The sequence below is a fragment of the Paracidovorax citrulli genome (assembly GCF_900100305.1).
In the GTDB taxonomy this organism is placed as follows: Bacteria; Pseudomonadota; Gammaproteobacteria; order Burkholderiales; family Burkholderiaceae_C; genus Paracidovorax; species Paracidovorax citrulli.
This window is the reverse complement of sequence record NZ_FNEY01000029.1, coordinates 48,594-68,239: the sequence shown is the minus strand read 5'-3', so window position 1 is coordinate 68,239 and position 19,646 is coordinate 48,594. Positions and strand designations below refer to the sequence as shown.

Below are 19,646 nucleotides of genomic sequence, written 5' to 3'. Positions count from 1 at the left end.
ACCTTCGACCACAACTACACAGCCTCCTACTACCTTCATGAACTCCGAACACCGGAGTCCTATCGAGGCGACAACTATTCTGACGCGGGGGGGAGTGCGTGAGGCGGATATTCACCCCGGCCTGGGGCGCGGCGTCATTCGGTATCTGTGGCGGCCTGACGCGCTGCAGATCCTGGAATGGGGCCTTGTCGCGGCCCAAGGTCGGGCCGCTTTTTCCCGCCTCTGGGGCGGGGGCGGATGACCCACCGCCAGATGATGCTGCTTTGTCCGTGGTCGAGGTGTTGCCCGCGCTGGTGTTCGTCGAAGACACGCCCGCGGCTGACGTACCGGCTCCGCCCGCGTCGCTCTCTGCGATCTTGGCGGAGGGTGGATACACCGTACTGCCGGAGTCCTGGCCTACCTGGCGTTGGGCTTCCGGTGTGGCAGCGGCCAGTGTCTGGGCGGGCACGCTACCCGAGCTACCTGCCTGCGCAGCATTCACGCCCGTTGCCGAGGTGTTGACCGCGCTGGTGTTCGCGGCGGCTACATTCGTGGCCGACGTGCCGACTCCGCCAGCGTTGCTCTCGGCAATCTTGGACGAGGGCGGCGCGACTACGTTGCCGTAATCATCGGCAACCTGCGGATGGCCTGCCATGGGTTTGGAGGCTCCGTGGAGCTCGTCAACGGGCCTACCGGTTGCGCCGGAGGGTGTCCCAGGCGGCGGAACTACAGGAGCGGCCGACGTGCTTTTGCTGTCGGCGCTACCGTTCTTCGCGCCATCGCTTTCGGCCGGCGCGCACGTGGCGCCTGCATCGCTTTCGCTGCTCTTGCTCATGCCGCCTGCGTCGGCCATCGCCGCGCGTTCTTCACGGATCTGAGCCGTCATGCCGTCACGGCGCTCAGCCGCGCGGCCACCCACTGTCGAACGCTCGGACGCCGTAGGTTTGGCAAGGCCTATGGCCTCGCCGGCACTCCGGCCGGCTTCGCGGCCCATGTCCACGGTGGATGTGCCGACCGCCTTGAGGGCGCTTGAAAGTGCGCTATTGCCGCCGGCTCGGTGATGGTCGTATCCCGCCCGCAGTGCCTGCATACCGCCTCTGGCGGACTGTAGCGCTGGGGATATGGCGGTGGCGCCTGCCGCGACCGTGCCGGCAGCAAGTGCGCCCGATGTCGCTGCTGCCGCGCCTGCCGTCAGCGACGGCGCGCCGGACAGCATGGAGGCCGCCATGTTCGGAATCTGGAAGCCCAGAAAGGCCAGCAGCATCGAGCCACCCATCACCGCGAAAATGTTGTTCCAGTCCGTCGTCAACAGCAGTGACGCCCAGGTCCTGGCCTGGGCCGTGCCCACGCCGATGATGAGGTAAAGGATGAACAGCTTGATCCCCGTGGCGAATGCGTAGCTGATGTATTTCTGCGTGAACTCGACCGTCCACCGCGAACCGCCGAAGCCCAGGAACAGCACGCCGCCGCTGATGGCGATGTAGCTCTCGATGAGCGCGATCAGCATTTGCCCAGCGATGACCAGGAACGAAATTACGATGACGAGTGCGGCGAGGCCGCCAACTACGACCGTAGCGAAATCCTCCCACAAGCTCAGCGCCTGGATGCCCTTCAACATCCCAACTGCCGTATCAATGCCCAAGTCGAAAACCTCGGACGGCGTGAGCGCCGGAAGGCCAGTCGCTTCGTTGCCTGCCTTTACCAGACTGTTCACGATGGCAGGAATCCAGTAGTCGGCGTTCTGCAGCAGGAAGTAGAAGAACCCGATGCCGATGAGCTTTTGCACGACTGCAGCCGTGAACGACTGCATTTCCTGGCTTTTCAGCACCCACAGGATGGAAGCCCAGGCGAATTCAATCGCCGCTAGCTTCCAGAACAGGGACTTGGCGATAACCAGGAGCTTGGGGAACCACTTGGCCGACTCGGTCTTGTAGCCGTTGCCAATGTCGTTCAGCACGTCTGCTAAGGCCGCATCCGCCGCAAAGAGGGTCAATGCGATGACGAGCAGCAAGAGCGCCGCGCGTCGCTGGGTGATGCACGACGTCATTTGAGCGTGCTCCTTTGACAGGGCGCATCGTCAACCCTCGCGGCGCGAGCGAGCGCGCCGCTGATGCCACCGACTGCGAGCGCAACCAGAGAAGCGAGGGGATAGTACCCAGCGAAGGCGACGGATGCTCCGATCGCCAGCAAGGCAACGGCTGCGAAGAACACGAAGCCAGGCCGGTTCGCCTGCAGGTGGATATAAGCGAGGTATCCACCTGCCCCGAGCACAAGCAAGAGCAGCATCGCAATGCGGCCGTCGATCAGCTCGAACCCTGCCGCGAGCATAAGCGCACAGCATGCTGCAGCCACTGTGCTGCCTGCGATACGTTGAATGGGTGAGGGCTGATAGCCCGTTGTGCAGACTTCTCGAAAATCCGCGTCAATGATCTCCGGCTGCTGCCGGTCTTGAAGCTCTGGCATGGCTCCGATCCTTTCCGTGCGTTGACACACGGCTTGCCGCAACTGAGCGCAGGTGCGAGCAAGCCCCATACGCCAGCACAAGGCTGGCTAAGGCTCGCTCCTGCTCCTGTGCCTAGTTCCTCCAAGGGAACATCCGCCAAAACGTTCAAAAGGCCCGCAGGGAACGATCACACCGATTCCTCGGCATCTCCCCTAAATTTCCGCGCGCGGAAATTTAGGGGCCGCGGGAGGGCTTTCGCTCCCGCTTCCGTCTCACAACAACTTGGTTGGAGGCCTGTTTGGCAACGACCAAACTACACCCGTTAACTGTTAGTAGTGGAACATAAAGGATGATATCAGTTTCGCTGATGTTGGGATAACATCTCGTCGATGTGAGAAGAATTTACTTGATATCAGGGTGGCAAGCTTTGGTATCTGGTGATACCAAGTAGGTGATTAATTTATGGGCAAACTTAACGCTGTCCGATGTGATGCTGACTTTCAGCGGGCCCTTGAAGAGCTGGCCAATGCGCGCGGCTGGTCAGTGCCGGCGCTGTTCCGTGAAGCGGCGCGGCAATACATGCAGGGAGAGGAGCTGCACCGGGCGATGGTGGACTTGGAGAAGCGCCAGGCCGGCAGCTTCAAGGCGCTGCACAAGGAGGTACGGCGTCTGCGACATGACATGCGGGTACTGATGGCCGTGCAAGAGCTGTTCATCAAGTCCTACTACATGCACACCCCTCACGTTCCCGAAGCTGCGCGGATAGTGTCGAAAGCTCACGCGGTAGAGCGTTGGGAGAAGCTTCTGAGGGCTATTGCCGGCACCATGCAAGACAGTGGTTCGTTGTCAAACATCACTGTCGCACCGGAGTCGACACGCTCTGATGAGTAGGGAGAATTTCCGCGCGCGGAAATTTTCATAGGCTTCTGTCGCGGACAGGTCGGCCTTGCAAGCGCAGGCGTGGCAACTTCTGGGACAATGAAGCCTTTCATCGCGTCCTTCCTGCCGAGTGAACAAGGAGCGTCCTCAGCGGCCTGTCTCGGAGGCTTTAGGGGCGCCTGCAAGTCCCGTCTCGCTCGCATGAGGAAGTGTGTACAACCGTACCTGCTGCCCCTGTCCGCAAGGCGGCATGAACATGACGTTCTACCTAGCACCGGGTAGGATGACTGTAGAAAAATTTACAATTGGTTGCACCTAGTGTCGGAGGGATTGGAGATGACTGGACAAGTCAAGGCGGCAACTTTGGACGCATTAACGCCCATGGTGCAACGCGCTGAAAAGCTGAGTTTGCTTCTTTTGCTTATCGAGCGAGCAACAAGCATTGCGGTCGTTCGTGACTTCCTAAAGAGTCGGGGGCTGCAGCACTCGGCAGGCTCATGGGAGGATCTACGTACGAAGCGGATTCTTCCCGCGTATGACGAGGGCAAAATTTCTCTCGCTGACTTGCAAGAACTACTTCGCCGCACCGAAGGCTACGGTCGCCAACACGTGTTTCTTTTCAGGTGTCCTGCAGATCGGGCGGCACTGCTGCTTGCGGACGATCGAATGCAACGGGTGCTGAATGAGAACAACATTTCGGATGTCGGCTTCGATCCGCTGGTAGTAGATTTGCCGGATCAGCCGACATTTGTTGACGTGCGAACTGCCGTAATCGGAGGTGTGAAGTCTGTATCTATTAAGGAGATTGAGAAGCGTACTTCTAAAAAGCTTACCTCGGAAGTCAACGATGCGGCGGCCATGACACTCACGAAAGTGTATAGCTACGAGCATCAAAGAGTTATCAATCTCGTAAGGCTATGGGCTAACGGTTTGCTTGAGGTTCGAATCGCTTCTCGCGATAACTCAACTAAGTACAAAGATGACTTGGGTCAGTTTTTCTACCGGTTGCGATCAATTTTTCCGCGCACCGAGTTCAAAGAGGTATCTTTAAGTAGCCTTAAGAAAAATCTCTGGGAGAAAAGAGTCGAACTGCAGAGTTTGGTGAAGTTCTCTACTTATACCCTCCGCGACGATGAAGGGATGACACTTCGTGCCAATACTGCTGTAAATGCTGATGATTTGGCGGATAGCGAACGCATTGCAAAGAGCTTGGCTGAATTCGACGCAGATACCACATATTGTGCTGATTCGAATGTGTACTTCAAGATTGCAGACGGAGAAGAGGTTTTGAAGGAAATTCATGTGCTTCTCAATGGTGAAGACAATGAATTTGCTGTTACCGCTGCGATAACTGAAGAGGAGTACGAATTTGTTCTCCACCAAGTTCTCGAAAATAACTGAACAAGTTCCTTCTGCTACCAAGGCACTGCGCTTGGTAGAAAGGTATTTGGAGGATGCCGCAACACAGCAGCGTTTGGGGAAAATTCGGCTGGAACCCCGGTACCTTCAAAAAATCAGCGAGATCGACTCAAGTCATGAGCTCGCTATGCTGATTTCGCTGCTACTGTCGGAGCATATTCTACGGAGAGTCATCGTTGTTGAGTCACCCGCAGGGGGCGGTGTCGCTGAATACTCGTCAATAGATGAGGTGCCAAACCGATTGCATGATCACCACCGCGATATGTGGATGGAGGTCACGCCGGATGTCCTCCGTACATATTATGTTGCCGAGTCGCCATGAAGCCAGAAGACTTACTTGGCAAGCTCAAGGAATTTCTTTCGGGCATCTCGGATAAAGAGATGTTGAGTGCTTTTCGAGGCTATAAGGCTGCGCATCCTAAAGAGCATCATGCGCTTCTTGAGGCGGGTTTTGATCTATATTGTTCAGGCTTGGATATTGCGGCAGCGGCGGCCAAATTAACTGTGGTCGCTCTACTTCACGGCATCCGTACCGCCGCAGGATGGCAAGAAAAGGCTCGTGCCGCCCTGGATGTGCCTGGTGCAATCAAGGTCGTGCCCATCGGATATCGATATAAAGATGTTATAAGATTTCTTGGCCCTTGTCGCGGTCATGCGGTAGATCGAGTTACTCGCGAACTTCGCGACTTGCAGAGGCTGAATCCAGGTTGTGAACTGGTCGTAATGGCCCACAGCTTTGGTACCTACGTCATATCAAAGATTCTCAAAGACGCCCCTGATATCCGAATTCAAAGACTATTGCTTTGTGGGTCAATTATTCCTGCAGCCTTTCGGTGGGATCAGTTGCCACACGAATTTACGGATAAAACATGTGTCAACGAAGTGGGGACGCGGGATATTTGGCCTGTTTTCGCGCGTGTGGCAACATGGGGGTACGGGGAAAGCGGGTCTTTTGGATTTAAAACGGCCCGTGTCACGGATCGTTTTTTTGATTACGGGCATAGCGACTTTTTTACAGACGAGCATTTTGAGAATTTCTGGAGGCCTTTCATAGCGCACGGGCTGGTAATTCCGTCGCCATGGGACTCAAAACGTCCAACTCCTTCATGGCTTGTGTCGGTACTTGGCGGATTGCCAATGATTAAAGGCGTGCTTTTATTCCTCGCCGTCGGAGTATTGCTTTTCGCCTTTTGGCTGCTCGGCTTCTATTGATTTTATCTCTCATATAACTGTTATTCAGATTCACCCTGTGCAGCTTGCAAGGCAGCGAGATTGACGGATGAGCCTTACCCCAGCCGCTTTGCCAAGTCCTCCGCTCTGAGATGGGTGTACCGCTTGAGCATCTCCAACGTCTTGTGTCCGGTGATAGCCGCCACCTCCATCATGCTCAACCCCTTCTCGAAGAAGCGGCTGGTTGCCTCGTGGCGCAGATCATGAAACCGTAGGTTGTGGATGTCCGCGCGATGCGCCTGGCAGGCACGCTCCAATGCCTGCTGCATGGACGCGGCCTGCATGGCGAACACTCGCCGGTCTTTTCCGATGACCTCGGTATGAGGGGGCAGCAGACGCTGCAAGGCTGCAACAGCCGTCGAAGAGAGCGGCACCGTACGCGGGGCATCTGTCTTCGTCAGGGGAATATGCGCAGTACGTTTGATCAGGTCCACATTGCTCCAGGTGAGCGCGGCCAGCTCGCCCCGGCGCATGCCTGTTTCGACTGCTACGGTGATAGCGACGGACAACTCGCTGGAGCTGCTGTGCGCAACGATGGCGGCAATTTCCTCTTGGCTAACGCGGCGCTCCCGTCCCTTTGGCTTCGCGGGCTTGCGGACGTTCGTAGTGGGAAGGCCATGAGGCAGGGCGATGCCCCAATCCATCACCGCAGCTTTCAGCACGCGATTGAGCAGGTTGATCTCGTGAATGACGGATTGGGGGCCGACTGCGGTCAATCGCTCATCTCTGAACTGAGCGATCAGCGTCGAGGTGAGGGCTGCGAGCTTGTAGCTTCCGAAGTACCTGAGCAGCGTTTTGAGCCGGGATTCGTCCGCGGCCTTGCCGCGCTTGGACGGCAGCACTTCCCGCCGATAGCGTTCCACCGCGTCGCTGACCAGGGTGGCTTCGGCCTCTGTGCGGGAGACGAACATGCCCCGTTCCATTTCCGATTCCACGATGGTGGCCCAGCGTTCGGCGTCGGCGCGGGTGGTGAAGGTGCGGGTCTGGCTGGGGTAGCCGCGCTTACGGATTTGCGCGTGCCATTGGTGATCGCCCTTTTTGCGAATGGTCGGCATCTTGGCTGGTCTGGTTGCTACTTTTTTTGTAGTGTGCCAAAACTGTGCCAAGAATTCAAAAAAATTCGCTATCTATTTGATTCATAAACCGATAGTTTGGGCCTCCGAAGCCAAGGGTCGTGGGTTCGATCCCCGCCAGCCGCGCCAGAATTCCCTTTTCCATTTCCCCTCGTCGTGAAGCGTCCGGACCATGGCCCGGATGGTGCTCCCGCGCCGGCAGGTGCCAGGGGCTCGGCCTGTGCCCGGGCGCTGTCACCGTTCGCCTGACCGGGTGTCTCGCGCTGCGGGTGGTGGAAGGTCCCGCGGGTCCGTGGCGGCGGCCTTGCCGGCGACCGCGCCGCCCACCGCGCCGGCGACTCCTCCCACGGCCACCCCGACCACCACGCCGATGGGGCCTGCCACGGCCCCGCCCACGGCTGCGCCCGTCGCGGCCCCGGCCATGACGCCGCCTCCGGCGAGGACCGATCCGGCCTCGCGCTCGGCTTCCTCGGGCGTGAGGGGGACCTGCGCCGCGGGCCGCGGATCCTGTGAAGGGACGCCGTAGCCCGGCCGGTGTTCCACGGGGATGCCGTCTGCGGAAGGGCCGACGCTGGCCGGCGGGGGCGTGGTCTTGTCGGGTTGCATGATGTTCTCCTTGGGTTTGGTGGATCGGGTGATCGCCGCGGGCCATCCGCCCGCTGGAACTGTTGTATTGCCCGTACCCGGCCCACCACGCCGGCCTGCGGAGCGAAGCCGTGTCAGCGAAGGCGCAGTGCCTGTCCTACAGGGGAAAAGCACCTTGACTTGCATCAATTGCCGCCGCGCCGCGGCGATGTTCCGGACGTTCGCCGCCCGGCACGGCAGACCGGGCCTGCGTGCATGAATGCCTCCCGGCCCCGATGGCGTCTGGATGGCACGGCCGTGGGCCCCGTCGGGTCGGCGGATGCGCCACCGTCCGACGGACGGGCGTCCGGCTCCGGTGCGCCAATGGGGTTCCAAGCTGAAAAGACGGAGGTCCCATGTCCAGGTCCCATCGCCATTGTTCCGACGCTGCTGCGGGCCGTGCCGCTGCCAAGCCCCGTGAGATCAAGCGGCGTCGGCAGCGCGAGGCCATGCTGCGGCCGGGAGGCCACGCGCCCTGCTTTCCCGATCCCGAACCGCCGGTGTGGAAGCCGCTGGGCTGAAGCGCGCGGGGCGCCGCCTGCCCAGGGTCAGAAGGCCTGGCAGGCGCCGTCCACGAACACCTTGAGTTCGCCGCTGCGGAACGGCGTCCAGACTTCGTCGCTGGTCAGGGGCGCCGTCACCACCACCGCCACGCGGTCGTGCGGCGTGGTGTGGGCCGAGAAGTCCACGCTCAGGTCCTCGTCGCACAGGCAGGCCTGCGAGAACGGATGCCGGCGCTCGATGTAGCAGAGGTGGGTGGATGCATGGGCCCAGAGGGCCTGCCCGTTGGACAGCAGGAAGTTGAAGGTGCCATGCGGCGCGATGCGCGCCGCCAGTTCTCGCAGGGTGAGGGTGAGTTCCTGCACGCTGGGCACGTCGGCATGGGATTTGGAGAGCTCCTGCATGATCCAGCAGAACGCGTGCTCGCTGTCGGTGGCGCCGACGGGATGGAAGTGCGAATGCAGGCGGGGACGAAAGTCCTTCAGGTCGCCGTTGTGCGCGAACACCCAGTAGCGGCCCCAGAGTTCGCGCACGAACGGGTGGCAGTTCTGCAGGGCCACGCTGCCCTGGGTGGCCTTGCGGATGTGCGCGATGACGTTGCGGCTGCGGATGGGATAGCGGCGTATCAGTTCCGCGATCGGCGAATCCGCGGCCCGTTCGTGGTCCACGAAATGCCGCAGGCCCTTGTCCTCGAAGAAGGCGATGCCCCAGCCGTCGGAGTGGTCGCCCGTCCTGCCGCCGCGCTGCGCGAACCCCGTGAAGCTGAAGGTCACGTCGGTGGGCGTGTTGGCGTTCATTCCGAGCAACTGGCACATGGTCGATGGAGGAGGCAGAGAAATATCGGAGGGGCTGCTGCCTGGCGGCGGGGCCCGCGGAGCGGGGGCCTTCGCCGTGGCGGCGGTCAGCCTTCGCGCGGCGGGCGCAACTGCCAGGCTGCCACCAGGGCCAGCAGGCACAGCCCGGTGAGCAGGAGGAAGGTATCACCGAAAGCGGCGATGCGTTCCGGGCTGCTGACCGCATTCTGCAGCGAATCGCCGTGCGCGGCGATGCGCCATTCGAGCACGATGCCGCACAGGCTCACCCCGGCCGCGCCGCCGAGCATGCGCACGAAGCTGATGGCGCTCGAGCCCTGCGCGATGAGCGGCTTGGGCAGCGGCCGCATCGCGCCCAGGTTGAGGGACGGCAGGATGAAGCCCAGGCCGATGCGGCCCAGCACCGCGAACGCCACCAGCAGCCACAGGGCGGTGTGCAGTTCCACGAACGCCATCAGGCCGAAGGACAGCGCCAGCAAAGCCAGTCCGGTGCCCACGAGCAGGTGCGTGGGCTGGCGGTCGGCCATGCGCCCGACCAGGGGAATGGTGATCGCCAGCACGATGCCCGCCGGCAGCATCAGCGTGCCGACGTGCGATGCCGACATTTGCAGGCCCAGTTGCAGGAACACCGGCAGCAGGTAGGTGGACCCGAAAAGCGCGGTGCCGTAGATGAACGCCACGATGCTGCCCATGGCGAACTGCCGCACCTCGAACAGCCGCAGGTCCATCAGCGGCCTGCCCTGGCGTGCCAGCATGCGGCGTTCCCAGGCGATGAACGCGGCCAGGGCAGCGAGCGCGGCCAGGAGCAGGGCGGCCGACGTGAATGCGGGGCCGTCGCGCAGCGATACCAGCCCGTTGAGCAGGCACAGCGTGCCCACCGCGCCGAGCAGCAGGCCGGCCGAGTCGAGCGAGGCGCCGGAGCGGTCCGCGGCCACGCCGCCCGGACTGCTGACCGGCACGTACCTGTACGCGAGGGCGAGGGAGGCGATGCAGAACGGCACCACCATGAAGAAGATGGAGCGCCAGCCGAACCAGTCCACGAGCAGGCCGCCGACGCTCGGGCCGATGGCGGGCGCCAGCACCACGCCCATGCCGAAGATGCCGCTGGCGCGGCCCTGCTCGTGCGGCTGGAACGCATGCAGGATGATCACCGCCGGGATGGGCTGCACCACCCCGGCCGCCAGGCCCTCGAGCACGCGGGCCAGCAGCACCCATTCGTACTGGCCGGCGACGCCGCCGCCGATGCCGCCCACCAGCAGCAGCACCATGGCGCCCACGTAGGTGGCCCGGTAGCCGTAGCGCGCCAGCAGCCAGGGCGTGGTGAGCATGGCCACGGTGGTGGCCACCATGAAGCCCGAGGTGACCCACTGGGCCCGCGCCTGCCCCAGCGTGAAGTGGTGGCTCATGTCCGGGATCGCCACGTTCACGATGGTGGAGGACATGATCGACGCCATGGTGCCGACCATGACCGAGAGCAGCAGCAGCCACCGGTAGCGTTCGCCGTAGCGCTCGCGCAGCAGCGCCGCGGAACCCGTCATGCCATGCCCCGGAACGGGGCTGGCCGGCGCACCACGCTGTGCGGCAGGCGCGGCCCCCGCCAGCAGACGCCGCGCCGGGGCCGCCCCGCCGCGCAGCCGCTCGGGGAGATGGTCACTGCCTCTCGGACCAGAGCTTGCCCCCCGTGGCCCAGTTCTCGCGCTTCACGTCGGTGATGAGGATGTCCACCGATTCGGGCGAGCCGCCGAGGATCTCGACGGAGACACGGGTGATTTCCTCCACGAGCTTCTTTTTCTGCTCGACGGTGCGGCCTTCCATCATTTCGATGTGGTACGTGGGCATGGGGGATTCCTTTGAATGGCGAAGAAAACAGCCTTCGATCATATCGGTGGCATGGCCCCGGCGGTGTCCGGTGAGGGCTGGACGCCGGCTGCGCAGCGAGGGCAGAGGCAGGCCATGCCGCGCGCTGGGTCCGGCACGGCGGCGAGGGCGGTGGGGCTCACCAGGGCACCCATGCACCAGCAGCTGGCGGCCGGCCGCCCGGCCTCGATGGCGCATTGGTTGCTCTGGCCGCACAGGGGGCAGCGGGCAGGGTCCGGAAGCGGGGCGGCGTCGGGCATGGGGCCAGTGTAGGCCCATGAAGGACAGCGCCCGCTGCTATCGATAGCGCAGCAATGGGGCTTTCAGGCGGCCAGCCGCGGCAGTGCCGTTCCCGCTTCGGCCAGGCGGAAGACCGCCACCGCCTGCACCAGTTGCGAAGCCTGTGCTTCCAGCGAACCCGTGGCGGCCGCCGCTTCTTCCACCAGCGCGGCGTTCTGCTGGGTGACCTGGTCCATCTGCGCGATGGCCCGGTTCACCTGTTCCAGCCCGCTGGTCTGTTCCTGGCTGGCGGCGCTGATTTCGGCCACGATGTCGGTCACGCGGCGCACGCCGGCCACCACGTCGCGGATCACCGTGCCGGCTTCTTCCACCAGCCGGTTGCCCGCGTCCACCTGGTTGACGGAATCGTCGATGAGGGCCTTGATCTCCTTCGCGGCGGTGGCGCTGCGCTGCGCCAGCGTGCGCACCTCGCTGGCCACCACGGCGAAGCCGCGGCCCTGCTCGCCGGCCCGCGCGGCCTCGACGGCGGCGTTGAGCGCCAGGATGTTGGTCTGGAACGCGATGGAGTCGATCACGCCGATGATGTCCACGATCTTGCGCGAAGCGCTGTGGATGCCGCCCATCGTCGTCACGACGTTGCCGACCACCTCGCCGCCGCGCACCGCCATCTCGGACGCGGAGCGCGCCAGCTGGTCGGCCTGCGCGGCGTTGTCCGCGTTCTGCCGGACCGTGGCGGTCATCTGTTCCATCGACGCGGCGGTCTGCTGCAGTGCGCTGGCCTGCTCTTCGGTGCGGCTGGACAGGTCCAGGTTGCCGGTGGCGATCTCGCTGGAGGCGAGGGCGATGCCGTCCGCGCCGCGGCGCACCTGGCCGACGGTGTCGCGCAATCGGGCGGCCATGGCGTCCAGGGCGCGCAGCAACTGGCCCATCTCGTCGCGCGCCGCGCTGCCGGAGCGCACCGTCAGGTCGCCGCCGGCCACGGACTCCGCCACCGACACGGCGCGGTGCAGGGGCCGTGTCACGCTGCGCGTGATGCCGATAGCCAGCGCCACGGCCGCCGCGGTGGCCAGCAGGCCCAGCAGGATCAGCGCGTCGCGGCCGCTTTCGTAGTTGCTGTGCACCGAGGCGGCGGCTTCGTTGATCTGCTTGCGCTGGAAGTCCAGCAAGGCCTGCAGCGCATCCAGGTAGCCCTTGCCGGACGGAGTGAACTCGGTGTCCAGGATACGCTGGGCGTCGTCCGACCGACCCTCGACCTTGGCCCGGTAGATCGCGTCGCGTGCGGTGACGAACTGCTTGCGCAGCACGCCGGCCCGGTCGAAGAGCGCCTGTTCTTCAGGGCCGGAGATGAGTTGGGCCAGTTGCTGCTGCTGCTCCGTCGATTGGCGGGAGGCCGCCGCGTTTTCCTGCGTGAACCGGCCGGCCAGGGCCGTGTCGCTGCTGCGTGCGACCAGGGCATGGCGCGATACGTTGGTGTAGATGGTGCGGTACCAATCCGAGATCAGCCGCTCCTTCGCCAGGGGCAGGTTCATCATCGCGGCGGTGTCCTGAGCGACGGACTGCAGCCGCCACGAGCCGACGGCCAGCATGCCCACGATGAAAAACGTCAGCAGGCCGAAGGCCAGCGCCAGACGCTTTCCAATGGATAAATCTTGGAATTTCATGGGTTGTTTCAGGGTAAACCCTGATTGTAACTTGATGTTTATTTTGCACCCTGCGAGGCCGCCAGGGTGACCGTGGTTGGCGAGGGTTTTTCGCCACGAAAAAAGGCACCCTCTCGGGTGCCTTCGGGCAGCGCGGAGGCGGATCAGCGTGCCGCGCCGGCCTTCACCTTCAGCCGCCAGGCGTGCAGCAGCGGCTCGGTATAGCCGCTGGGCTGCTCCACGCCCTTGAACACCAGGTCGCAGGCGGCCTGGTAAGCGGCAGACTCGGCAAAGCGGCCGGCCATCTTCCGGTAGGCCGGATCACCCGCGTTCTGCTGGTCCACCACGGCGGCCATGCGCTCGAAGGTTTTCCGCACCTGGTCCTCGGTCACCACGCCATGCAGCAGCCAGTTGGCGATGTGCTGGCTGCTGATGCGCAGCGTGGCGCGGTCTTCCATCAGGCCCACGTCGTGGATGTCGGGCACCTTGGAGCAGCCCACGCCCTGGTCGATCCAGCGCACCACGTAGCCGAGGATGCCCTGGGCGTTGTTGTCCAGCTCCTGCTGCTTCTCGGCGTCGGTCCATTGCGGGTTGGCGGCGACGGGAATGGTCAGCAGGCCGGTGAGCAGGTTGTCGCGTTCGGCATCGGCGCTGGTCTTTTCCAGCTCCTTCTGCACCTCGGCCACGTTGACCTGGTGGTAATGCAGGGCGTGCAGCGTGGCGCCCGTGGGGCTGGGCACCCAGGCGGTGTTGGCGCCGGCCCTGGGGTGGGCGATCTTCTGCTCCAGCATGGCCTTCATCATGTCGGGCATGGCCCACATGCCCTTGCCGATCTGCGCCTTGCCGCGCAGGCCGCACGACAGGCCCACCAGCACGTTGTTCTTCTCGTAGGCCTGGATCCAGGCGCTGGCCTTCATGTCGCCCTTGCGCACCATGGGCCCGGCCTGCATGGCGGTGTGCATCTCGTCGCCGGTGCGGTCCAGGAAGCCGGTGTTGATGAAGGCCACCCGGGCCGACGCGGCGGCGATGCAGGCCTTCAGGTTCACGCTGGTGCGGCGCTCTTCGTCCATGATGCCCAGCTTGACGGTGTTCTCCGGCAGGCCCAGCAGGCGTTCCACGCGGGCGAAGAGTTCGCTGGCGAAGGCCACTTCGGCCGGGCCGTGCATCTTGGGCTTGACGATATAGACGCTGCCCTTGCGCGAGTTGCGGATGCCGCCCTGGCCCTTGCCCTGCAGGTCGTGCAGCGCGATGGCGGTGGTGACCACCGCGTCCAGGATGCCTTCCGGGATCTCGCGCTGCGCGCCCTGCGCATCGGTCCACAGCACGGCCGGGTTGGTCATCAGGTGGCCCACGTTGCGCAGGAACATGAGCGAGCGGCCGTGCAGGCGCACTTCGCCGCTGCCCCCGGGCGCGGTGTAGATGCGGTCGGCGTTCAGGCCCCGCGTGACGGTCTGGCCGCCCTTGGCGAAGGATTCGGTCAGCGTGCCCTGCAGGATGCCCAGCCAGTTGGCATAGCCGGCCACCTTGTCCTCGGCATCGACGGCGGCGACGGAGTCTTCGAGGTCGAGGATGGTGGAGAGGGCCGCTTCCAGCACCAGGTCGCTCACGCCGGCGGGATCGGTCTTGCCGATGGGCGTGGAGCGGTCGATCCGGATGTCCAGGTGCAGCCCGTTGTGGCGCAGCAGCACGGACGACGGTGCGGCGGCATCGCCCTGGTAGCCCACGAACTGGGCCGCGTCCTTCAGGCCCGTGGCCGAGCCGTCCTGCAGCTCCACGGCCAGGCGGCCGCCTTCGACGCGGTAGGCCTTCGCATCCTTGTGCGAGCCGGCGGCGAGCGGGGCGCTGGTGTCCAGCACGTTGCGCGCGAAGGCGATCACCCTGGCTCCGCGCACCGGGTTGTAGCCCTTGCCCTTTTCGGCGCCGCCCTCTTCGGAAATCACGTCGGTGCCATAGAGCGCGTCGTACAGGCTGCCCCAGCGCGCGTTGGCGGCGTTGAGCGCGTAGCGTGCGTTCAGGATCGGCACCACGAGCTGCGGGCCGGCCTGGATGGCGAGTTCGTCGTCCACGTTGGCGGTGGTGGCCTGCACGCCTGCGGGTTGCGGCACGAGGTAGCCGATCTTCTCCAGGAAGGCGCGGTAGCCCGCCATGTCGGTGACCGGGCCGGGGTGGGCCTTGTGCCAGGTGTCCAGTTCGGATTGCAGGCGGTCGCGCTCGGCCAGCAGGGCGATGTTGCGCGGAGCCAGGTCCCGCACGATGGCATCGAAGCCGGACCAGAACGCGGCGGCATCGACGCCCGTGCCGGGCAGCACGCGCTCTTCGATGAATCGGTGCAGAAGCGTGGCCACTTGCAGGCCGTGGACGGAGGTGCGATCGGTCATGGTGGGTGGATTGGGCGGGTGAAACAAGGAGGTACGCGGGGGGGAAATCCCCCGATGGAGCCACTGTATTTGAATTTTTTATCCGCATAAACCACCCGCGAATTGCAGAACCCGTGACTTTTTTGCATGAATCCGCGCAGGGTGGCCGGCTCCTTGGCGTGCAACATCCGTGTGTCCGGCGGTTACAGCTGCCCATAATTGCAGCCCATGGACAAGCTCAAGGCCTTCGAGTCGTTCGTGTCGGTGGCGACGCGCGGCAGCCTCACCGCCGCGGCGCGCGCCGAGGGCGTGGCGCCTGCCATCATGGGGCGGCGCCTGGATGCCCTGGAGGAGCATCTGGGCGTGAAGCTCATGGTGCGCACCACGCGGCGCATCAGCCTCACGCACGAGGGCAGCGCCTTCCTGGAGGATTGCCAGCGCCTGCTGGCCGACGTGGCAGAGGCAGAGGCCAGCGTGTCGGTCGGCGGGGCCCGGGCCACCGGGCATCTGCGCATCACCGCGCCCGCGGGGTTCGGGCGGCGCCACGTGGCGCCGCTGGTGCCGCTGTTCCGCGACCTGCATCCCGACGTGCGCATTTCCCTCAACCTCAGCGACCGCGTGGTGGACCTGGCGGGGGAGGGGTTCGATTGCGCCGTGCGCGTGGGCGACCTGCCCGATTCCTCGCTGGTGAGCGTGCGCATCGCCGACAACCGCAGGCTCTGCGTGGCCACGCCCGCCTACCTGGAGCGCCACGGCACGCCGAAGCACCCGTCCGAACTCGCGCGGCACGCCTGCCTGATGCTGTCGAGCGACGCGTCGCAGACGCGCGGCTGGGCCTTCCGCATGCCCGCTGCGGACCCGGGCGGCGTGCCCGGCGACGTGGTGCATGTCAAGCCCACCGGCCCCCTCGATTGTTCCGACGGGCAGGTGCTGCACGACTGGTGCCTGGGGGGCTGGGGCATCGCGTGGCGCAGCACCTGGGAGGTGGAGGCCGAGATCGCCGCCGGCCGGCTGGTGGCCGTGCTGGAGGATTTCGCCGCGCCGCCCAACGGTATCTACGTGGTCTTTCCCCATGCCCGCCACCTGCCGCTGCGCGTGCGGCTGTGGATCGACTACCTCAAGCACCACTATGCGCAGCCGGCGTTCTGGCGCCGCGCCGCGCATGCGCTCACCGCTCCCGTCCTCCCGTCTCCTCCTTCGCCATGACACACCGACTCCATGCCCCGCTTCCCGATGTTTTGCGCCGCCCCGCTCCGGGCCGGGTGTCCGCCGCCCTGGCGCTGGCCGGCCTGATGGCCGGCTGCGCGGGTGCGCCCGGCACTGCGCCGGCGCCCGCGCGGGACACCGCCGCGGCATCTTCCCGGGCCAAGGGCTCGCCGCCGCCCGGCATCGTCAGCGTGACCTATGCCGATCCGGCCGGTTTCAGCGACGCCCGCCGCGGGGTCCATGACACGGAGCAGGCCCGCCGTGCCTGGGTGGACGCGCTCTGCCTGTACCTGTCGGAAACCGCGGCCGCAGCGCTGCCCGAGGGCCAGCGGCTGGAAGTGCGGATCACCGATGTGCAGCGTGCCGGCGGTTTCGAACCCTGGCGCGGCCCGCAGGCAGGGCAGGTGCGCATCGTGCGCGACGTCTATCCGCCGCGTATCGTGCTCGAATTCAAGCGGCTGGCCGCCGACGGTTCGGTGTTGCAGTCGGGGCGCCGCGAGCTGCGCGACCCCGCGTTCATGGAGCGGGCCGCACGCGGTGGGACCGATCCGCTGCGGTACGAGAAAGGCCTCATCGACGACTGGGTGCGGCAGGAGTTCGGCGCGCGCTGAGCCTTGCAGCACGCGTGATGTAGGCCATGCCCCACAGGCGTGCAGGCCGCGCGCCGACGGAGCATGCACGGCGGGCCCGCCTAGATTCGTCCCTCCGGGCCGTTCCTTTTTTCCATCCGCTGCATTGCTGCGCCGATGGCCGGCCGGGCATGGACACAAGGAAAAACCACCATGGCAGGCCTCGCACGCATTACCGGCGTTCTCGTCGGCATCACAGGCGTTCTCGTTGCAGGTGCGGGCGGATGGCTCGTTTCGCTGGGCGGCAGTCCCTATTACCTCATCGCCGGGCTCGCGCTGCTGGCTTCGGGCGTGCTCCTCGCGCGTCGCTCCGCGGCGGGCCTCTGGGTGTACGCCGCGCTCCTGCTGGGCTCCACGGCCTGGGCGGTCTGGGAGGTGGGCGTGGACTGGTGGCCGCTGGCCGCGCGTCTGGATGTGCTCTTCGTGCTCGGCCTCTGGCTGGCGACGCCATGGATGCGCCGGTCCCTGCTGCGTGGGCCCGCGCCGATCCAGCCGGGCCTTCCCGGCGATGCACCGGCCCGGTCTTCCTCGCTGCGCATGCCGCGCATGGCGCTGGGGCTGGCTCTTCTCCTTTCCGCCGTGCTGGCGGTGGCATCCTGGTTCACCGCGCCGCATGAGCTGGCCGGCAGGCTGGCGGGCGAATCCGTGCCCGCCCCGGCCCAGGCCGCGCCCACGCTGCCCGACGGCGAATGGCATGCCTACGGCCGCACCGGCCATGGCCAGCGTTTCTCTCCCCTGGCACAGATCACGCCCGACAACGCCTCGCAGCTGAAGATGGCCTGGGAGTTCCGCACGGGCGACGTGCGCGGCAAGGAGGGTGACCCGGAAGAGACCACCTACGAGGTCACGCCGCTGAAGATCGGCAACCGCCTGTTCCTGTGCACGCCGCACCAGTCGGTGATCGCGCTCGACGCCACCACCGGCAGGCAGCTCTGGCGCTACGACCCGCAGATCGAGGGCAAGCTGGCCCTGCAGCACCTGACCTGCCGGGGGCTGTCGTACCAGCCGCCGCGCGACCCCGTCGCCGATGCGTCGCCCGCGGCGCTCAACGCCGTGGCGGGAGCCGCTGCGGGCGGCGAGCGCACCGAGCCGGCGCCCCATGCCTCTCCCACCACCACGCAGCCGGCCGCACCTGCCACGCAGGCGGCGGACCAGCGCCAGCCGCCCATCGCGGCCCGCAACGGCCCCACCGACGCCGCCTGCCGCGCCAAGCTCTTCATGCCCACGGCCGATGGGCGCGTGATCGCGCTCAACCCCGAAAGCGGTGCCGTATGCACCAACTTCGGCGGCGGCACGGGCCAGATCGACCTGTGGCAGCGCATGCCCAACCTGCGCCCCGGCGCCTACTATTCGACGTCTCCCGTGGTGGTCACGCAGCGCCTCGTGATCGTGGGCGGCACGGTGCTGGACAACGCCTCGGTGAAGGAGCAGTCGGGCGTGATCCGTGCCTTCGACATCGACTCCGGCGCGCTGGTGTGGAACTGGGATTCCGGCAACCCCGACGACACCGCGCCCCTGCCGCCCGGCCGCACCTACACGCCCAATTCCCCCAACAGCTGGTCGATCTCCAGCGTCGATGAAGCACTCGGCATGGTGTACGTGCCCATGGGCAACCAGCCACCCGACCAGTGGGGCGGCAACCGCAGCCCGGCGGTGGAGAAATATTCCTCTTCCGTCGTCGCGCTGGACCTGGACAGCGGCAAGGTGCGCTGGCACTTCCAGACCGTGCACCATGACCTGTGGGACTACGACGTGCCTTCGCAGCCCACGCTCATCGACCTGCAGGTGGGCGGGCAAACCGTGCCGGCGCTGGTGCAGCCCACCAAGCAGGGCGAGCTGTTCGTGCTCGACCGGCGCACCGGCACGCCGATCCTGCCGGTGACGGAGCATCCCGCGCCGCAGGGCGCCGCGAAGGGCGACCGCACGGCGCCCACGCAGCCGAAGTCGGCCCTGTCGTTCGACCCGCCGCCGCTCACCGAGCGCGACATGTGGGGCGGCACGATGTTCGACCAGCTCGCCTGCCGCATCGCCTTCCACCGGCTGCGCTACGAAGGCCGCTTCACGCCGCCGTCGGAGCAGGGCAGCATCATCTATCCGGGCAATTTCGGCGTCTTCAACTGGGGCGGCATCGCGGTCGATCCGCAGCGGCAGGTGGCCTTCACCACGCCGACCTACCTCGCGTTCGTCTCCAGACTGGTGCCGCGCAAGGACGACACCAGCCTGCTCGTGCAGGAGGGCGGGCCGCCAAAGGGCAGCCTGCCGGCGCTGAACGAGAACTTCGGCGCGCCTTTCGCCGCATCGATGAAGCCGTTCACGTCGCCCATCGGCCTGCCTTGCCAGGCGCCGCCCTGGGGCTATGTGGCCGGCGTGGACCTGCGCACGGGCGAAGTCGCCTGGAAGCACCGCAACGGCACGGTGCGGGATCTCTCGCCGCTGCCCCTGCCCTTCCGCATGGGCGTGCCGGGCATCGGCGGGCCGATGCTCACCGGAGGCGGCGTGGCTTTCTACTCGGGCGCGCTGGACAACTACGTGCGCGCCTACGACCTGAACGATGGCCGCATCCTCTGGCAGGACCGCCTGCCCGCGGGCGGGCAGGCCACGCCGATGAGCTATACGGGGGAAGACGGCCGGCAATATGTGGTCGTCGTGGCCGGGGGGCACGGCTCCACGGGCACCAAGCCCGGCGACAGCGTGCGCGCCTACGCGCTGCCTGCGCAGAAGTAGGCCCGCGCCGGGGTGGCGCAGGGCGGGGCGCGC

18 protein-coding genes are annotated in these 19,646 nt (G+C 65.5%); 8 read left to right on the top strand and 10 right to left on the bottom strand.

What is annotated here, in order from left to right:
• Both trbL and BLR99_RS17705 read right to left on the bottom strand, forming a co-directional pair.
• Positions 1–2,026 (bottom strand): P-type conjugative transfer protein TrbL (gene trbL / locus BLR99_RS17710; protein ID WP_074687403.1); only part of this gene is annotated, 2,026 nt, incomplete at its 3' end.
• Complete coding sequence (locus BLR99_RS17705) at positions 2,023–2,442, bottom strand: hypothetical protein (protein ID WP_133246148.1); 420 nt, start codon at positions 2,440–2,442, stop codon at positions 2,023–2,025. The genes trbL and BLR99_RS17705, both read right to left, overlap by 4 nt.
• Positions 2,443–2,884: 442 nt before the next feature.
• Between BLR99_RS17705 and BLR99_RS17700 the strand changes: the two genes are divergently transcribed.
• The 4 genes from BLR99_RS17700 to BLR99_RS22720 all read left to right on the top strand — a co-directional run bounded on the left by BLR99_RS17700 (position 2,885) and on the right by BLR99_RS22720 (position 5,932).
• On the top strand, positions 2,885–3,313 hold the full coding sequence (locus BLR99_RS17700) for a ribbon-helix-helix protein, CopG family (RefSeq protein ID WP_011793581.1): 429 nt from the start codon (positions 2,885–2,887) through the stop codon (positions 3,311–3,313).
• 324 nt (positions 3,314–3,637) lie between these two features.
• On the top strand, positions 3,638–4,702 hold the full coding sequence (locus tag BLR99_RS22730) for a hypothetical protein (RefSeq protein ID WP_138919936.1): 1,065 nt from the start codon (positions 3,638–3,640) through the stop codon (positions 4,700–4,702).
• Positions 4,671–5,042, top strand: a complete 372-nt coding sequence (locus BLR99_RS22725) for a hypothetical protein (RefSeq protein WP_133246150.1) — start codon at positions 4,671–4,673, stop codon at positions 5,040–5,042. Before BLR99_RS22730 ends, BLR99_RS22725 begins: the two co-directional genes overlap by 32 nt.
• Positions 5,039–5,932, top strand: a complete 894-nt coding sequence (locus tag BLR99_RS22720) for an alpha/beta hydrolase family protein (protein ID WP_138919937.1) — start codon at positions 5,039–5,041, stop codon at positions 5,930–5,932. Before BLR99_RS22725 ends, BLR99_RS22720 begins: the two co-directional genes overlap by 4 nt.
• Before the next feature lie 74 nt (positions 5,933–6,006).
• Here the strand turns inward: BLR99_RS22720 and BLR99_RS17685 are convergent, their stop codons facing one another.
• Positions 6,007–7,005, bottom strand: coding sequence for a site-specific integrase (locus BLR99_RS17685; RefSeq protein ID WP_011793584.1), 999 nt, complete (start codon positions 7,003–7,005; stop codon positions 6,007–6,009).
• Between the two features lie 252 nt (positions 7,006–7,257).
• Positions 7,258–7,629 (bottom strand): bacteriocin, encoded by a 372-nt coding sequence (locus BLR99_RS17680; protein ID WP_170838061.1) that lies wholly within the window; start codon positions 7,627–7,629, stop codon positions 7,258–7,260.
• A 374-nt stretch (positions 7,630–8,003) separates the two neighbouring features.
• Here BLR99_RS17680 and BLR99_RS23190 point away from each other — a divergent pair, with 374 nt between their 5' ends.
• Positions 8,004–8,168 (top strand): hypothetical protein, encoded by a 165-nt coding sequence (locus tag BLR99_RS23190; protein WP_165842993.1) that lies wholly within the window; start codon positions 8,004–8,006, stop codon positions 8,166–8,168.
• Positions 8,169–8,195: 27 nt separating this feature from the next.
• Here the strand turns inward: BLR99_RS23190 and BLR99_RS17675 are convergent, their stop codons facing one another.
• From BLR99_RS17675 to BLR99_RS17650, 6 genes are all read right to left on the bottom strand, one after another.
• The gene (locus BLR99_RS17675) at positions 8,196–8,963 is read right to left on the bottom strand and encodes a class II glutamine amidotransferase (RefSeq protein ID WP_011793586.1); all 768 of its coding nucleotides are present in this window, start codon (positions 8,961–8,963) and stop codon (positions 8,196–8,198) included.
• 86 nt (positions 8,964–9,049) lie between these two features.
• A complete protein-coding gene (locus BLR99_RS17670) occupies positions 9,050–10,498 on the bottom strand; it encodes a DHA2 family efflux MFS transporter permease subunit (protein WP_048857550.1) in 1,449 nt (482 codons plus the stop codon).
• A 112-nt stretch (positions 10,499–10,610) separates the two neighbouring features.
• Positions 10,611–10,841, bottom strand: a complete 231-nt coding sequence (locus BLR99_RS17665; protein WP_074687401.1) for a 4-oxalocrotonate tautomerase — start codon at positions 10,839–10,841, stop codon at positions 10,611–10,613.
• On the bottom strand, positions 10,838–11,077 hold the full coding sequence (locus BLR99_RS17660; protein ID WP_017439888.1) for a cysteine-rich CWC family protein: 240 nt from the start codon (positions 11,075–11,077) through the stop codon (positions 10,838–10,840). Before BLR99_RS17660 ends, BLR99_RS17665 begins: the two co-directional genes overlap by 4 nt.
• Positions 11,078–11,140: 63 nt before the next feature.
• Positions 11,141–12,718, bottom strand: coding sequence for a methyl-accepting chemotaxis protein (locus tag BLR99_RS17655; protein WP_011793590.1), 1,578 nt, complete (start codon positions 12,716–12,718; stop codon positions 11,141–11,143).
• 143 nt (positions 12,719–12,861) lie between these two features.
• Positions 12,862–15,075 (bottom strand): malate synthase G, encoded by a 2,214-nt coding sequence (locus BLR99_RS17650; RefSeq protein WP_017439071.1) that lies wholly within the window; start codon positions 15,073–15,075, stop codon positions 12,862–12,864.
• A 207-nt stretch (positions 15,076–15,282) separates the two neighbouring features.
• Between BLR99_RS17650 and BLR99_RS17645 the strand changes: the two genes are divergently transcribed.
• The 3 genes from BLR99_RS17645 (at position 15,283) to BLR99_RS17635 (ending at position 19,613) form a co-directional block, all read left to right on the top strand.
• Positions 15,283–16,260, top strand: coding sequence for a LysR family transcriptional regulator (locus tag BLR99_RS17645; RefSeq protein WP_046060316.1), 978 nt, complete (start codon positions 15,283–15,285; stop codon positions 16,258–16,260).
• Complete coding sequence (locus BLR99_RS17640; RefSeq protein WP_046060317.1) at positions 16,257–16,871, top strand: DUF3016 domain-containing protein; 615 nt, start codon at positions 16,257–16,259, stop codon at positions 16,869–16,871. Before BLR99_RS17645 ends, BLR99_RS17640 begins: the two co-directional genes overlap by 4 nt.
• A 171-nt stretch (positions 16,872–17,042) precedes the next feature.
• The gene (locus BLR99_RS17635; RefSeq protein ID WP_046060445.1) at positions 17,043–19,613 is read left to right on the top strand and encodes a glucose/quinate/shikimate family membrane-bound PQQ-dependent dehydrogenase; all 2,571 of its coding nucleotides are present in this window, start codon (positions 17,043–17,045) and stop codon (positions 19,611–19,613) included.
• Positions 19,614–19,646 lie beyond the last annotated feature (33 nt).

Coding starts and splice junctions, on each gene's coding strand:
- BLR99_RS17705 (WP_133246148.1), bottom strand. CDS start 2,442: ATGCCAGAGCTTCAAGACCGGCAGCAGCCGGAGATCATTGACGCGGAT.
- BLR99_RS17635 (WP_046060445.1), top strand. CDS start 17,043: ATGGCAGGCCTCGCACGCATTACCGGCGTTCTCGTCGGCATCACAGGC.
- BLR99_RS22720 (WP_138919937.1), top strand. CDS start 5,039: ATGAAGCCAGAAGACTTACTTGGCAAGCTCAAGGAATTTCTTTCGGGC.
- BLR99_RS17700 (WP_011793581.1), top strand. CDS start 2,885: ATGGGCAAACTTAACGCTGTCCGATGTGATGCTGACTTTCAGCGGGCC.
- BLR99_RS17665 (WP_074687401.1), bottom strand. CDS start 10,841: ATGATCGAAGGCTGTTTTCTTCGCCATTCAAAGGAATCCCCCATGCCC.
- BLR99_RS17680 (WP_170838061.1), bottom strand. CDS start 7,629: ATGCAACCCGACAAGACCACGCCCCCGCCGGCCAGCGTCGGCCCTTCC.
- BLR99_RS17670 (WP_048857550.1), bottom strand. CDS start 10,498: ATGACGGGTTCCGCGGCGCTGCTGCGCGAGCGCTACGGCGAACGCTAC.
- BLR99_RS17640 (WP_046060317.1), top strand. CDS start 16,257: ATGACACACCGACTCCATGCCCCGCTTCCCGATGTTTTGCGCCGCCCC.
- BLR99_RS23190 (WP_165842993.1), top strand. CDS start 8,004: ATGTCCAGGTCCCATCGCCATTGTTCCGACGCTGCTGCGGGCCGTGCC.
- BLR99_RS17645 (WP_046060316.1), top strand. CDS start 15,283: ATGGACAAGCTCAAGGCCTTCGAGTCGTTCGTGTCGGTGGCGACGCGC.
- BLR99_RS17660 (WP_017439888.1), bottom strand. CDS start 11,077: ATGCCCGACGCCGCCCCGCTTCCGGACCCTGCCCGCTGCCCCCTGTGC.
- BLR99_RS22730 (WP_138919936.1), top strand. CDS start 3,638: ATGACTGGACAAGTCAAGGCGGCAACTTTGGACGCATTAACGCCCATG.
- BLR99_RS17675 (WP_011793586.1), bottom strand. CDS start 8,963: ATGTGCCAGTTGCTCGGAATGAACGCCAACACGCCCACCGACGTGACC.
- BLR99_RS17685 (WP_011793584.1), bottom strand. CDS start 7,005: ATGCCGACCATTCGCAAAAAGGGCGATCACCAATGGCACGCGCAAATC.
- BLR99_RS17650 (WP_017439071.1), bottom strand. CDS start 15,075: ATGACCGATCGCACCTCCGTCCACGGCCTGCAAGTGGCCACGCTTCTG.
- BLR99_RS17655 (WP_011793590.1), bottom strand. CDS start 12,718: ATGAAATTCCAAGATTTATCCATTGGAAAGCGTCTGGCGCTGGCCTTC.